At 63.6% G+C, this 13712-nt stretch carries 14 protein-coding genes; 11 read left to right on the plus strand and 3 right to left on the minus strand.

Features of this window, described 5'->3' with window-relative positions; translation table 11 throughout:
* Positions 1 to 118 precede the first annotated feature (118 nt).
* A complete protein-coding gene (locus tag HKX24_RS05470; RefSeq protein WP_271693234.1) occupies positions 119 to 859 on the plus strand; it encodes a YebC/PmpR family DNA-binding transcriptional regulator in 741 nt (246 codons plus the stop codon).
* On the opposite strand, the gene HKX24_RS05475 is transcribed toward HKX24_RS05470, so the two are convergent.
* Positions 856 to 1737 carry a LysR family transcriptional regulator ArgP gene (locus tag HKX24_RS05475; protein ID WP_271693235.1) on the minus strand — a complete coding sequence of 294 codons (882 nt, stop codon included), beginning with the start codon at positions 1735 to 1737 and terminating at the stop codon, positions 856 to 858. The two genes, HKX24_RS05470 and HKX24_RS05475, sit on opposite strands and share 4 nt — an antisense overlap.
* A gap of 91 nt (positions 1738 to 1828) precedes the next feature.
* Here HKX24_RS05475 and HKX24_RS05480 point away from each other — a divergent pair, with 91 nt between their 5' ends.
* The 6 genes from HKX24_RS05480 (at position 1829) to HKX24_RS05505 (ending at position 8167) form a co-directional block, all read left to right on the plus strand.
* On the plus strand, positions 1829 to 2428 hold the full coding sequence (locus tag HKX24_RS05480) for a LysE/ArgO family amino acid transporter (RefSeq protein WP_209219057.1): 600 nt from the start codon (positions 1829 to 1831) through the stop codon (positions 2426 to 2428).
* Between the two features lie 55 nt (positions 2429 to 2483).
* Positions 2484 to 3413 (plus strand): DMT family transporter, encoded by a 930-nt coding sequence (locus tag HKX24_RS05485; RefSeq protein ID WP_276153847.1) that lies wholly within the window; start codon positions 2484 to 2486, stop codon positions 3411 to 3413.
* Between the two features lie 92 nt (positions 3414 to 3505).
* Positions 3506 to 4081 carry a transcriptional regulator BetI gene (betI, locus tag HKX24_RS05490; RefSeq protein ID WP_209219056.1) on the plus strand — a complete coding sequence of 192 codons (576 nt, stop codon included), beginning with the start codon at positions 3506 to 3508 and terminating at the stop codon, positions 4079 to 4081.
* A 76-nt stretch (positions 4082 to 4157) separates the two neighbouring features.
* On the plus strand, positions 4158 to 5615 hold the full coding sequence (gene betB, locus HKX24_RS05495; protein ID WP_271693236.1) for a betaine-aldehyde dehydrogenase: 1458 nt from the start codon (positions 4158 to 4160) through the stop codon (positions 5613 to 5615).
* Between the two features lie 157 nt (positions 5616 to 5772).
* The gene (gene betA, locus HKX24_RS05500; RefSeq protein WP_271693237.1) at positions 5773 to 7431 is read left to right on the plus strand and encodes a choline dehydrogenase; all 1659 of its coding nucleotides are present in this window, start codon (positions 5773 to 5775) and stop codon (positions 7429 to 7431) included.
* A 145-nt stretch (positions 7432 to 7576) separates the two neighbouring features.
* The gene (locus tag HKX24_RS05505; protein WP_271693238.1) at positions 7577 to 8167 is read left to right on the plus strand and encodes a thermonuclease family protein; all 591 of its coding nucleotides are present in this window, start codon (positions 7577 to 7579) and stop codon (positions 8165 to 8167) included.
* Here HKX24_RS05505 and HKX24_RS05510 read toward each other — a convergent pair whose 3' ends face one another.
* Positions 8168 to 9568 (minus strand): helix-turn-helix transcriptional regulator, encoded by a 1401-nt coding sequence (locus tag HKX24_RS05510; protein WP_271693239.1) that lies wholly within the window; start codon positions 9566 to 9568, stop codon positions 8168 to 8170.
* Positions 9569 to 9646: 78 nt separating this feature from the next.
* On the minus strand, positions 9647 to 10861 hold the full coding sequence (locus tag HKX24_RS05515) for a multidrug effflux MFS transporter (RefSeq protein ID WP_271693240.1): 1215 nt from the start codon (positions 10859 to 10861) through the stop codon (positions 9647 to 9649).
* Between the two features lie 169 nt (positions 10862 to 11030).
* Here HKX24_RS05515 and HKX24_RS05520 point away from each other — a divergent pair, with 169 nt between their 5' ends.
* The 4 genes from HKX24_RS05520 to HKX24_RS05535 all read left to right on the plus strand — a co-directional run bounded on the left by HKX24_RS05520 (position 11031) and on the right by HKX24_RS05535 (position 13676).
* Positions 11031 to 12563, plus strand: coding sequence for an acyl-CoA carboxylase subunit beta (locus HKX24_RS05520; protein ID WP_168612268.1), 1533 nt, complete (start codon positions 11031 to 11033; stop codon positions 12561 to 12563).
* A gap of 105 nt (positions 12564 to 12668) precedes the next feature.
* Positions 12669 to 12923: a Rho termination factor gene (locus tag HKX24_RS05525; protein WP_271693241.1), complete on the plus strand. Its 255-nt coding sequence runs from the start codon at positions 12669 to 12671 to the stop codon at positions 12921 to 12923.
* On the plus strand, positions 12821 to 13321 hold the full coding sequence (locus tag HKX24_RS05530; protein ID WP_276153848.1) for a DUF6497 family protein: 501 nt from the start codon (positions 12821 to 12823) through the stop codon (positions 13319 to 13321). Before HKX24_RS05525 ends, HKX24_RS05530 begins: the two co-directional genes overlap by 103 nt.
* Before the next feature lie 214 nt (positions 13322 to 13535).
* Positions 13536 to 13676 (plus strand): hypothetical protein, encoded by a 141-nt coding sequence (locus tag HKX24_RS05535; protein WP_168613065.1) that lies wholly within the window; start codon positions 13536 to 13538, stop codon positions 13674 to 13676.
* Positions 13677 to 13712: the final 36 nt, after the last annotated feature.

Consider the following 13712-nt stretch of genomic DNA (forward strand, 5'->3'; position numbering starts at 1 on the left):
GATCCGGTCTAACTTGGTTGCTTCACGGGCGGAAAGCTAAGCACAGGCCGGGTGGCTTGTTCCAGCGGTGATGCTGGCATATAGAGTGGCGCAAACGCATTGCCAGAACGAGGTATTCATGGCCGGTCACTCCAAATGGGCAAACATCCAGCATCGCAAGGGCCGTCAGGACAAGCTGCGCGCCAAGGTGTTTTCCAAACTCTCCAAGGAAATCACCATCGCGGCCAAGATGGGCGACCCCGACCCGGACAAGAACCCGCGTCTTCGTCTGGCGGTGAAAGAGGCCAAGGGCCAGTCCATGCCCAAGGACAACATCGAACGCGCCATCAAGAAGGCCGTCGGCGGTGAGGGCGAGGATTACGAGGAAATCCGCTACGAGGGCTATGGCCCCAATGGCGTGGCGGTGATCGTCGAGGCGATGACCGACAACCGCAACCGCACCGCTTCGACTGTGCGCTCGACCTTCACCAAGAATGGCGGCAATCTGGGCGAGACAGGCTCAGTCGGTTTCATGTTCGAGCGCAAGGGCGAGGTGATCTACCCCGCTTCCGTGGGCGACGCAGACACCGTGATGATGGCCGCGATCGAAGCCGGTGCCGAAGACGTGGAAAGCTCCGAAGAAGGCCATGTGATCTATTGCGCCGACACCGATCTCAACGACGTGTCGACCGCGCTTGAGGCCGCATTGGGCGAGTCGGAATCGACCAAGCTGATCTGGCGTCCGACCACCACCACCGAGATGGATCTCGAGAACATGGAAAAGCTGATGAAGCTGATCGATGCGCTTGAGGAAGATGACGACGTGCAGCGCGTCACCACCAACTTTGAGGCCTCCGACGAGGTTATGTCGCAGCTTTAACGCGGTATTTGCACCAGCGCCTCGCGTGCCGCGGCCCTTATGGCGGCGGTGAGCGGGGCCAGCGCGGGCACCATGATCCGCGCGACCTGCCAGTAAAGCGGCACATCCAGCGGCAGCGCCTCGTCCAGTGACACGAGCTGGCCCGCCGCAATATCCTCGGCCACCAGCGGCGCGGGGTTCATCCCCCAACCCAGCCCTTGCTGCGCCGCCGCGACAAAGCCGTGGCTTGAGGGCAGATGGTGGCTTGGCGGGGTCAGTCGCTGCCCGGTCTTTCGCATCAACCATCGCCCTTGCAGTTGATCCTTATGATCGAAGGTGAGCATCGGCGCGCGGGCCAGTGCCTCGGTCGTGACGCCTTCGGCAAACCAGGTCTCGCGATAGGCGGGGCTGGCAGTGGCATGGTAGCGCAGCGCCCCCAAGGGCAGCACGTCGCAGCCCGGTGCCGCGCGGGCTTGCGCCGTCACCGCCGCGCTGACCTCCCCCCGACGCAGCCAATCGGCAGAGGTGTCTTGGTCGTCGATCATCAGATCGAAGAGCATGTCGGGCACCTGCGCCAGCGCCGGGATCAGCCATGTGGCCAAGACATCCGCAGGCACCGCAAGGCGCAGCCGGGGCGGGGCGGTGGCATCGCCCGCGCCAAGCGCCTGCGCTTCGAGCAGGGCCACATCCTCCGCATGTTTGGCAAGACGCTGGCCCATGGGCGTGCCGGTGCAGGGCTGGCCGCGCAGAACGAGGGTGGCCCCCACACGATCCTCCAGCGCCTTCACCCGTTGCGAGATTGCCGAGGGGGTCACCCCCAGCACCGCCGCTGCGGCATCAAAACTGCCGAGCCGCAGTATATGGGCCAATGCGGTTAGCTGCGCGCTGTCGAGCTGCATAAGATTTGCTAATCCTAACGTAGACTATTGAATTTGAGTAATCTGAACCGCCGGGCTAGGCAAAGGCAACCCATGTTATAGGACGCCTTTGATGTTCACCTCACTCCTTCCCGGCTTCGCCCTCAGCCTCACCCTCATCATGGCCATCGGGGCGCAAAACGCCTTTGTCTTGCGCCAAGGGCTGCGCCGCGAACATGTGCTGCCGGTGGTGCTCGTCTGTGCCGCCTCGGATGCGGTGTTGATCATGTCGGGGGTCGCGGGCTTTGGCGCGTTGGCCGAGGCGGCCCCGTGGTTCGGCCCGCTGATGCGCTATGGCGGCGCGGCTTTCCTGCTGTGGTACGGCTGGCGCAACGCGGTTTCCGCATGGCAGGGCGGGGAGGCGCTGGAGGCCGAGGGGCAATCCACCCGCAGCCTGCGCAAGGCGATCCTGACGCTGCTGGCGCTGACGTGGCTGAACCCGCATGTCTACCTCGACACCTTGGTGCTGCTCGGCTCGATCTCGGCGCAATATCCCGACCGGCTCAGCTTTGGCATCGGGGCGGTGCTGGCAAGCTTCGTCTTCTTCTTCTCACTGGGCTATGGCGCGCGGCTGCTGGCGCCGCTCTTTGCCAGACCGCGCAGTTGGCAGGTCTTGGACGCCATCATCGCCGTGACCATGTGGGCGATTGCCATCAAATTGCTTGCGATGTGAATAAAAATGCCGCGCCCATCTTGCCCTTGGCAGCGCTTTGGGAAAGGGTCGCGGCATGACACACTCTCCCGCCACCACCCCCGACATTCCCGCTCCGCCCAACCGCCCGCTTGTCGGGGTCTTTTGGATGTTGGTGACGGGGGCCTGTTTCATCGGCGTGACCGCGCTGGTGAAATACATGGGGCCGCGGCTGCCTTCGGCAGAAGCCGCTTTCCTGCGCTACGCCATGGGGTTGGTCTTTGTCCTGCCGGTCCTGCGGTCGCTGCTGGCCACACCGGTGAGCCGGCGGCAATGGGGGCTTTTCGGCATGCGGGGCCTGTGCCACGCGGGCGGGGTGATCCTGTGGTTCTACGCCATGACCCGCCTGCCCATCGCCGAGGTGACCGCGATGAACTACCTCGCGCCGATCTATGTCACCGTGGGTGCCGCGATCTTTCTGGGGGAGAAGCTGGCCGCACGGCGCATCGTGGCGGTCTGTCTGGGGCTGGCGGGGGCGGCGATCATCCTGCGGCCCGGTTTTCGCGAAGTCTCTACCGGGCATTTGGCGATGTTGCTGGCGGCGGTGGTCTTTGCCGGGTCCTACCTCTTGGCCAAGGTGCTGGCGGATGAGGCGCGCCCGGTGATGATCGTGACCATGCTGTCGATCTTCGTGACCATCGGGCTGGCGCCCTTCGCCTTTGCCGTCTGGATCACGCCGACACCGCAGGAACTGCTGATCCTCGCCGGGGTCGCCTTTTTCGCAACGGCGGGGCATTTCACCATGACGCTGGCTTTTGCCGCCGCCCCGGTGACGGTGACGCAGCCGGTCACTTTCCTGCAATTGGTCTGGGCCACGATCCTCGGCGTGGTGGTCTTTGCCGAGCCGGTGGACCTCTGGGTCGTGCTGGGCGGGTCGGTGATCTTGGGCTCTGTCACCTTTATCACATGGCGCGAAGCGATGCTGAAACGGCAGGTCACGCCCCCCTCGCATGCGACGAAATTCTGACCTTCCGCCCCGTAGGTTGGTACTTGATTGACGAGTCAATAAAGATTCCCCTATCCTGAGGCGGTCAACACTGCCCCAAGGATCCGAATCCAATGCCCAAAGTCGGAATGGAACCCATTCGCCGCTCTGCGCTGGTCAAAGCCACCATCGCCGAGATCGGCGAGGCCCAGTCGCTGGATGTGACGGTGAGCCAGATCGCCAAGCGGGCAGGCATGTCGAGCGCGCTGGCGCATCATTACTTCGGCGGTAAGAACCAGATCTTTCTGGCGGCGATGCGGCACATCTTGTCGGAATATGCCGCCGGGGTCCGCGAACGCTTGGCCACGGCCCGCACGCCGCATGACCGCGCGGCAGCAATCATCGTCGCCAGTTTCGACGATACCGGCTTTCACCCCGGCACGATCAGCGCGTGGATGACACTCTACGCCCATGCCCGCACCAACCCCGAAACCCGGCGGCTGCTGACGGCTTACCAAAGCCGGTTGCGGTCCAACCTCACACATGCGCTGCGCCCGATCAGCCCTCAGCCCGAAGGCGACGCCGAAACCTTGGCGGCGTTGATCGACGGGCTCTACCTGCGCGCGGCGCTGTCGGATGGCGTCAGCGCGGCAGAGGCTATGACTCGCGCGCTCTATACACTCGACCTGCTGCTCAAAGCGGGCCGTTGAACACCGCGGAGACGGGCGGCACCGCCGCGCTCCGCCTCTCTGAACACTCCTCGCCTCAGGCAAGAAAGTCCCTTTGATGTCCTATGATCCCCAACCCACCGCCAGCCACTTTATCGACGGCGTCTATGTCGAAGACACCAACGGCACGCCGATCCCGGTGATCTATCCCGCCACGGGCGAAAAGATCGCCACGGTCTATGCCGCCACGCCTCAGATCGTCGAACAGGCCATCGCCTCGGCCCGCCGCGCGCAGGCCGCATGGGGCGCGATGAGCGGCACCGAGCGGGGCCGCATCCTGCGCCGCGCCGCCGACATGATCCGCGACCGCAACCACGATCTGTCGGTGCTGGAAACCCAAGACACCGGCAAACCCTATCAGGAGACCTCCGTCGCCGATGCCACCAGCGGCGCGGACGCGCTGGAGTATTTTGGCGGTCTCGCCGGCAGCCTGACGGGCGAACATATCCAACTGGGCGAGGACTGGGTCTATACCCGCCGCGAGCCCTTGGGCGTCTGTGTCGGCATCGGGGCATGGAACTACCCCACCCAGATCGCCTGCTGGAAGGCCGCGCCCGCGCTGGCTTGCGGCAATGCGATGATCTTCAAACCGTCCGAGACCACGCCGCTCTGCGCCCTGAAGGTCGCCGAGATCCTGATCGAGGCCGGGCTGCCCGCGGGTCTCTTCAACGTGGTGCAGGGCATGGGCGAGGTCGGCCAGTCGCTGGTCACCGACACCCGCGTCGACAAGGTTTCGCTCACCGGCTCCGTGCCGACGGGGCGCAAGGTCTATGCCGCGGCTGCCGAGGGCATCAAACATGTGACGATGGAACTGGGCGGCAAGTCGCCCCTGATCGTCTTCGAGGACGCGGACATCGACAATGCCGTCGGCGGCGCGATCCTGGGCAACTTCTACAGCTCGGGCCAGATCTGCTCGAACGGCACCCGCGTCTTCGTGCACCGCGACATCAAGGAGAAGTTCCTCGCGCGGCTTTCCGAGCGGCTGGACAACGCCGTGATCGGTGATCCGATGGACCCCGACACCAGCTTTGGCCCGATGGTCAGCGAGCGGCAGATGCAGATCGCGCTGGACTACGTCGAGAAGGGCAAAGCCGAGGGCGCGCGGCTGGTCTATGGCGGCGCGCGGATCGAGCGTGATGGCTTCTACATGCAGCCGACCGTCTTTGCCGATGTGACCGACGACATGATCATCGCCCGCGAGGAGATCTTCGGCCCCGTCATGGCGGTGCTCGACTTCGAGGACGAAGCCGAGGTCATGGCCCGCGCCAATGCCACCGAGTTCGGCCTCGCCGCCGGTGTTTTCACCCGTGATCTTGCCCGCGCGCATCGCGTGGCGGCGGGGTTCGAGGCCGGGACCTGCTACATCAACAGCTACAACGACGCGCCGGTCGAAGCGCCCTTCGGCGGCATGAAGAACTCCGGCGTGGGCCGCGAGAACGCCAAGGCGGCGATCGAGCACTACAGCCAAGTGAAGTCGGTTTACGTGCGCATGGGTGATGTCGAGGCGCCCTTCTAAGGGGTGAATTTGCTGAGAGGTGCTTGAGGGATCAGCCTGATCCTCAAGTCACCGCGTCAATTCTGGGGAGCGATTCCCCACCGCCTCAAGGACAAGCCGCGTCTTCGCGCGGTGCTGCGCATCCTTGACCCGGCGCGGAATCACGGAAGGAAGAGCTATGGAAGCTGAATTTGTCATCGTCGGCGCGGGCTCCGCGGGCTGCGCCATGGCCTACCGTCTGGCCGAGGCGGGCCGCAAGGTCATCGTCATCGAACATGGTGGCACCGACGCCGGGCCTTTCATCCAGATGCCCGCGGCGCTCAGCTATCCGATGAACATGCCGCGCTACGACTGGGGCTATAAATCCGAGCCCGAGCCGCATTTGAACAACCGCGAATTGGTCTGCCCGCGCGGTAAAGTGATCGGCGGCTCGTCGTCGATCAACGGCATGGTCTACGTCCGCGGCCACGCCAAGGACTTCGACCATTGGGAGGAGTCCGGCGCGCGCGGCTGGTCCTACGCGGATGTGCTGCCCTACTACAAACGCATGGAAACATGGCACGAGAACGGCCACGGCGGCGATGCTGCATGGCGCGGCAAGGACGGCCCGCTGCACGTCAGCCGCGGCCCGCGCGAGAACCCGCTTTTCGACGCCTTCGTGCAGGCCGGGGCGCAGGCGGGCTACCCGGTGACCCATGACTATAACGGCGAGCAGCAAGAGGGTTTCGGCCCGATGGAGCAGACCGTCTGGAACGGGCGGCGCTGGTCGGCGGCCAATGCCTATCTGCGCCCGGCGCAGAAGACCGGCAACGTCACCCTGATCCGCGCGTTGGCGCAGCGCGTGGTGATCGAAGAGGGCCGTGCTGTGGGTGTCGAGGTCAAGCGTGGCCGCGCGACGGAGGTGATCCGCGCCAGCCGCGAAGTGGTGCTGGCGGCGTCGTCGATCAACTCGCCGAAACTGCTGATGCTTTCGGGGATCGGCCCGGCTGCCCATCTGGCCGAACACGGGATCGAGGTGCTGGCCGACCGCCCGGGCGTGGGTCAGAACCTGCAGGACCACCTGGAGCTTTACATCCAGATGGCCTCGCGCCAGCCGATCACGCTTTACAAGCACTGGAACCTCCTGTCGAAGGCCGTCATCGGCGCTCAATGGCTGTTTACCAAGACCGGTATGGGCGCCTCGAACCAGTTCGAATCCGCGGCCTTTATTCGCTCGAAGCCCGGCGTGGAATACCCTGATATCCAATACCATTTCCTGCCCATTGCCGTGCGCTACGACGGGCAGGCGGCGGCCGAGGGGCATGGCTTTCAGGCCCATACCGGACCGATGCGCTCCAAGTCGCGGGGCGAGATCACCCTGCGCTCCGCCGACCCGAGCGAGGCGCCGCGCATTCGGTTCAACTACATGTCGCATCCCGACGATTGGGAGGAGTTTCGCACCTGTATCCGCCTCACGCGGGAGATCTTTGCGCAGGACGCCTTCAAACCCTTCGTTAAACACGAGATCCAGCCCGGCGCCGCGCTGCAGTCGGACGCGGAGCTTGATGCCTTCATCGCCGAACACGCCGAGAGCGCCTATCACCCCTGCGGCACCTGCCGTATGGGGGAGGCGGACGATCGGGGCGCCGTGGTCGACCCGCAAGCACGGGTGATTGGGGTCGAGGGGCTGCGCGTGGCCGACAGTTCGATCTTCCCGCGGATCACCAATGGCAACCTTAACGCGCCTTCGATCATGGTCGGCGAAAAGGTCTCGGACCTGCTTCTGGGCCGCGATCCGCTGCCGCGCGCGAATGACGAACCTTGGCTGCATCCGAACTGGCAGGTGGCGCAGCGCTGATCGTTAACCTGCCTTAACATCCTGTCTTGAAGGCCGCGGGGCAGGGCGTCATACCTGCCTCATGTTAAGGATTTGTTCACTTTTCGCCCTCAGTCTGACACTGAGCCTCGCAACTGGATCAGCGGGGGCGCAGAGCGTTTCGGGCGTGGTTCGCGTGATCGATGGGGATACTTTCGATCTCGGCGGTACGCGCATCCGCTTGCATGGCATCGATGCGCTGGAGTCCAGCCAGACCTGCGAGACCGAGGGCGGGCAGGCTTGGGCCTGCGGAGATTGGACAACGAGGGAGGTGCGCGACAGATACCAAGGGGCCAACGCGCATTGTGAGGCACTGGACCGCGACCGCTATGATCGCATCGTCGCCCGCTGCCATGTGGGCGACGTTGACGTGGGGCAGGCGCTGGTGCGTGACGGGCTGGCCTTTGCTTATCGTAAATATTCGATGGACTATGATCTGGATGAGAAGGCCGCCTTTGTCGCAGGCCGTGGGATTCACGGGTTCAAGACGGTTTCCCCCGCCCGCTACCGCGTGACCCGCCGCAGCGGGTCCGAGCCTGCCCGGCCCGAGGGGAGCTGCCAGATCAAAGGCAATATCAGCGCCGAGGGGGTCAAGATTTACCATATGCCGGGGCAGGAGTTTTACAGCCGCACCCGCATCAGCGCCCGCAAAGGCGAGCGTTGGTTCTGTTCCGAAGCCGAGGCCCGCGGCGCGGGGTGGCGGCGCGCGCGGCGCTGATCACTCCACCCGGTAGGGCAGGGTGTCGCGCAGATGCGGGTCGACCACCAACTGCCGCTCCAGCGGCGGGACGGAGCGTTGATGGCAATCCCGGCGTTCGCAAATCCGGCAGGAAATGCCAATCGGTTCAAAGGCATCGCTGCGGGTGACGTCCATCCCATCGGCGTAGACCAGCGCGGGCGCATGGCGCACCTCGCAGCCGAGTGAGATCGCGTAGCGCCGCACCGGGGCGCCAAACCGCCCCGCCGGTTTCGAGATGTCCCGCGCCAAACTGATATAGCGCACCCCATCCGGCGTCTCGGCCAGTTGCCGCAGGAACCGCCCCGGCGTCTCAAAGGCGCGGTGGACGTTCCAGAGCGGGCAGGCGCCGCCGAAACGCGCGAATTGCAGTCGGGTCGCGGAATGGCGTTTGGTGATCGTTCCTGCCTGATCGACCCGGACGAAGAAAAAGGGAACCCCCTTCGCGCCGGGGCGCTGCATCGTCGATAGCCGATGCGCCACTTGTTCGATTGAGGCACCGAAATGCCCGGCCAGCACCTCCAGATCATGGCGGCAATCCTGCGCCTTTTGCAAAAACCGCCCATAGGGCAACAGGGCCGCCCCCGCGAAGTAATTGGCCAGCCCAATCTTTGCGATATCCCGCGCCGCGGCGCTGTGGAAGCGGGCGAGGTCCAGCGTCGCCTCCAGCAGCGCATCCTGCTGGGTCAGCGCCACCTGCAACAACATCTGAAAGGTCTGCGTCTCAGGCGCTGCACGGGCCGATAGATGCAGCACCTTGCGTGCGGGATCATAGGCGCGCAGCCGGTCGTCATCCTCAAAAACCACGCGCACCCCGGCACTCTCAAGCGCGCGCGCCGCGGTCGCCCGCGTGTCACTGCCACTGCCTTCGCGGGTCGCGAAATGCTCTGCCGCACGGTCGACGGCATCGATGTAATTGTCGCAATAGTGAAAGAAGTCCCGCACCTCTTCCCAAGGGGAGGGCATCGCGCGGGCATCCTCACGGCCCAATGCTTCGTCCAGCGAGGCCAGCCGTTCATGCACCTGTCGGTAGCTTTGATGCAGCGCAAGAAAGGCATGTGCCAGCCCCGGCGCGTTGGAGGCGGTGAGGCGCAGATCAGCCACCGGGGGTGCCTTTCCAGCGAAAACCGGATCGGCCAGCGCCTCACGCAGATCGCTCACCAACCGCTCCCCATCGCCGCTGGAAAGCTCCGTCACATCCAGCCTGAACTCCGACGCCAAGGCCAGCACGACATTGGTGCTGACGGGTCGGTTGTTGTTCTCCATCTGGTTGAGATAGGGCAAGGACACGCCCAGCCGAGCGGCGAAATCTTTCTGCGTCAGCCCCGCGCGGGTGCGGGTCTCACGCAGTTTTACACCGGCATAGAGTTTCTGGATCGCCATCCGCGCACCTTTGCAACTTTGCAGTCGGGTGCAGCCTAGCTTTGCAAAGCCGGGGTCACAAGCGCGGAGAGCGTGGGCCTAGAGGCCCAAAGCTTTCTCACGCCGGATCACCACCCAGATGGAGGCGACCGAGGCGATGGCCGTCAACAACATGAGCCACAACAGCGGATAGGCCCCGGTCTCAGGGGTGAGCAGGGCGCCCGCCAGCGCGCTCAAGGCCGCGCCGCCGACAATCATGATTGCCCCGCCCAGCCCGGAGGCCGTGCCCGCCAGATGCGGGCGCACCGACAGCATCCCGGCGGTGGCATTGGGGATGCAGAGCCCGTTGCCCAGGCCCACCAGCGTCATCAGCCCGAAAAAGCTGAGTGGAGAGCCGTAGCCCGCAAGGAAGATCAGCAGCGACACCGTGCCACCTACGGCATTGGAGATGCAGCCCCAAAGCACCAGCGTATTGACGCCGAAACGGGTCGCGGTCCGCGCGGTGACGAAGTTGCCGATGAAATAGCCAATCGCGGGCGCGCCGAAATAGAGGCCCAGCACCGCAGGCTCCATCCCGAAGACCACGGTCCCCACGAAGGGCGCGCCGCCGAGATAGGCAAAGAAGGCGCCCGAGCAAAAGCCCGTGGCCAGCGCATAGCCCCAAAACCGCGGCGAGCGGAGCAGCTCGGGGTATTCGCCGAACTGCTGGCGCAGCGATTTGCCGCTGGCCCGGGCGGTCTCGCCCAAATCCGCCCAAGCCACCCAAAAGACCAGCCCGCCAAGGATCAGCATCGCCCAGAAGGAAGCCTGCCAGCCGAAACCCTGCTCCAGCAACCCGCCCAAGGCTGGGCTGATCATCGGCACCAGCGCCATGCCCATGGTGACATAGCCGATCATAGAGGCCGATTCGTCTTGGGTATAGAGATCGCGGATCACCGCGCGGCTCAGGACCATGCCCGTGGCGATCACAGCCTGCGCCATGCGGAATACCAGAAACACGGCGATGTTCGGCGCCAGCAGACAGCCCACCGTGGCCACGAAAAAGACGCCCAAGCCCCAAAGCATCACCCGCCGCCGCCCGAGGTTGTCCGAAATCGGCCCGATGAAGATTTGCAGTATCCCGCTGAAGAACAGGTAGAGCGGCACTGAAAGCTGGATCACCGCATAATCCGTGCCGAAATGCTCTGCCATCTTCGGCAGGCTGGGCAGAAAGATGTTCATGACCATGGCCGAAAGCCCGGCCAGCAGGATCAGCGTTGAAATATGGGGCGGGGTCGTCCGGTCTAAATACCGGACTAGGGGGATATCGCTCATGCAAATGCAAGTAGTCGCGGGTATGGGAAATGTCCATGTTAACTAGATTGTTTTGCAACTTTTCATTTTGCTTCGCAACGCCTGTAGTGATTTTGCAAATTTGCAAAATTGCGCTTTGGTCGGTTGCGCTCCTCCGGTAGACTGGTCGAAATCACAATAGGGGTGCGTCATGAAAGACATTCTCGAACAACTGGAGCGGCGTCGCGAAGATGCGCGTTTGGGCGGCGGTCAGGCACGGATTGATGCGCAGCACGGCCGCGGCAAGCTCACCGCGCGGGAGCGTGTCGATCTGCTGCTCGACGAAGGCTCCTTCGAGGAATTCGACATGTTCGTCACCCACCGCTGCACCGATTTCGGCATGCAGGATCAAAAGCCCGCGGGCGATGGCGTGGTCACCGGCTGGGGCACGATCAACGGCCGCCTCGTCTATGTCTTCAGTCAGGATTTCACCGTCTTCGGCGGCTCCCTATCTGAAACCCATGCTCAGAAAATCTGCAAGATCATGGACATGGCAGTGCAAAACGGCGCCCCGGTGATCGGCATCAACGATTCCGGCGGAGCGCGGATCCAAGAAGGCGTGGCCAGCCTTGCAGGCTATGCCGAGGTCTTCCAGCGCAACATCGAAGCCTCCGGCGTGATCCCTCAGATCAGCGTCATCATGGGCCCCTGCGCGGGCGGGGCAGTCTATTCGCCCGCGATGACCGACTTCATCTTCATGGTCAAAGACAGCTCCTATATGTTCGTCACCGGTCCGGACGTGGTGAAAACCGTCACCAACGAAGTCGTCACCGCCGAAGAGCTGGGCGGCGCCACGACCCACACGCGCAAATCCTCCGTCGCCGACGCGGCCTTCGAGAACGATGTTGAGGCATTGGCCGAGGTGCGCCGCCTCGTCGATCTGCTGCCCGCCAACAACCGCGAGAAACCACCGGTCCGCCCCTTCTTCGACGATCCCAATCGGATCGAGCCCTCGCTCGACACGCTGGTACCGTCGAACGCCAACACCCCCTATGACATGAAGGAATTGATCCTCAAACTGGCGGATGAGGGCGACTTTTACGAAATCCAAGAGGAATTCGCCAAGAACATCATCACCGGTTTCATCCGTCTTGAGGGGCGTACCGTTGGCGTGGTGGCCAACCAGCCGATGGTGCTGGCCGGCTGCCTCGACATCGACAGTTCGCGCAAAGCGGCGCGTTTCGTGCGCTTCTGCGACGCCTTCGAGATCCCGATCCTCACGCTGGTGGACGTGCCCGGCTTCCTGCCCGGCACCGGTCAGGAATTCGGCGGCGTCATCAAACACGGCGCGAAACTGCTCTTCGCCTATGGCGAGGCGACGGTGCCGATGGTCACCGTCATCACGCGCAAAGCCTATGGCGGCGCCTATGACGTGATGGCCTCGAAACACCTGCGCTCGGATTTCAACTACGCTTGGCCCACCGCCGAAGTCGCCGTGATGGGCGCCAAAGGCGCAACCGAGATCATTCACCGCAAGGATCTGAACGACCCCGAAAAGATCGCCAAACACACCAAGGATTACGAGGATCGTTTCGCCAATCCCTTCGTCGCCGCCGAACGTGGCTTCATCGACGAGGTGATCCAGCCCCGCAGCACCCGCAAACGGGTCGCCCGCGCCTTCGCCTCTCTGCGCAACAAGAAAGTGCAGACCCCGTGGAAGAAACACGACAACATCCCGCTCTGAGCGCCATCATGCAGCTTCATCCTTTCTCAAATACCGATCCCACGAGGGCCGCGCGCGGAACCCTCGGCGGGCTGGGTGGTTTTCCTTGCAAAGGAGGACCGGATCATGCCGAATTCATCCATCAAGGACGAAGAGACCTACAAGTCCCTGCGCGAAGATGGGGCGAGCAAGGAGAAAGCCGCCCGGATCGCCAATGCGCAGGCCAACGACAGCCAGCACCCCGGCAAGAAGGGGGGCAAACAGCCGCCCTACGAGGATTGGACCAAGAACGATCTATACGACCGGGCGCAGGAGCTCGGGATCGAAGGGCGCTCGGACATGGACAAGGACGCGCTGATCGACGCGCTGCGCAACCACTAGGCGCTCTTCTGCGCCGGGCCTGGCTGCCAGCCCTGCTGGCGGTCGGGCTTGCAGCCCCCGCGCGGGCCATTGATGTCCCCTCTGGCCAAACCGTTGATCTGCAAGAGGTCTTGGTCGAGGAACTCGGCGGTGAGACTTGGCTTCGCTTCCGTTTTATCGCGCCGCAGATCGCCAAAGGGCCGGGGGCCATCGCCTATGACCGCGCCGCGCCGGATATGGAACATCTCTGCGCGGTCGTCGCACTTCCTTACATGACCGAACATGCGCTGGCGGGGCAGGTGATTGTCGTCTCCCTCGCCGACCGTCCGGTGGAATTCGGCGCGGCCGACCCCGAAGCGACCCAGTATTTTGAAGCTTTCCGGGCGCAGGATGACACCTGCATTTGGGAGGGTTTGTGATGCGCAGGCAATATCTTGCAAGAATCCGCCGATCCTCGGATTGGAATGATGCTTTGGAGTCACAACGTGACCGATTGCACTTGCAACCGTATCCATTGCCATGTGAATCGCATATGATGCGGTCAAGGAATACCCACGTATCCCTTACCTCAGAACCCGGGCTTGGCCGGCGTGTTGTCGTGTCAGGTTCATTTAACATTAATAGGAGATATACATGTCCAAGAGCATCAAGTTGCTGGCAGCTATCGGTTTCGTCGCAGCGGTTTCGGCCTGCGCACAGCAAGAAGAAGAGTACGTCGTGGTTGAGCCCGAGCCCATCTCGGTTGAGCCCGTCTACACCGGCAAGTACAAGTAATGCCGTCGCAGGGCAGGCGTTTGCGCCTGCCCTGAT

The sequence above is a fragment of the Sulfitobacter sp. M85 genome, from assembly GCF_029285915.1.
GTDB lineage: Bacteria > Pseudomonadota > Alphaproteobacteria > Rhodobacterales > Rhodobacteraceae > Sulfitobacter > Sulfitobacter faviae.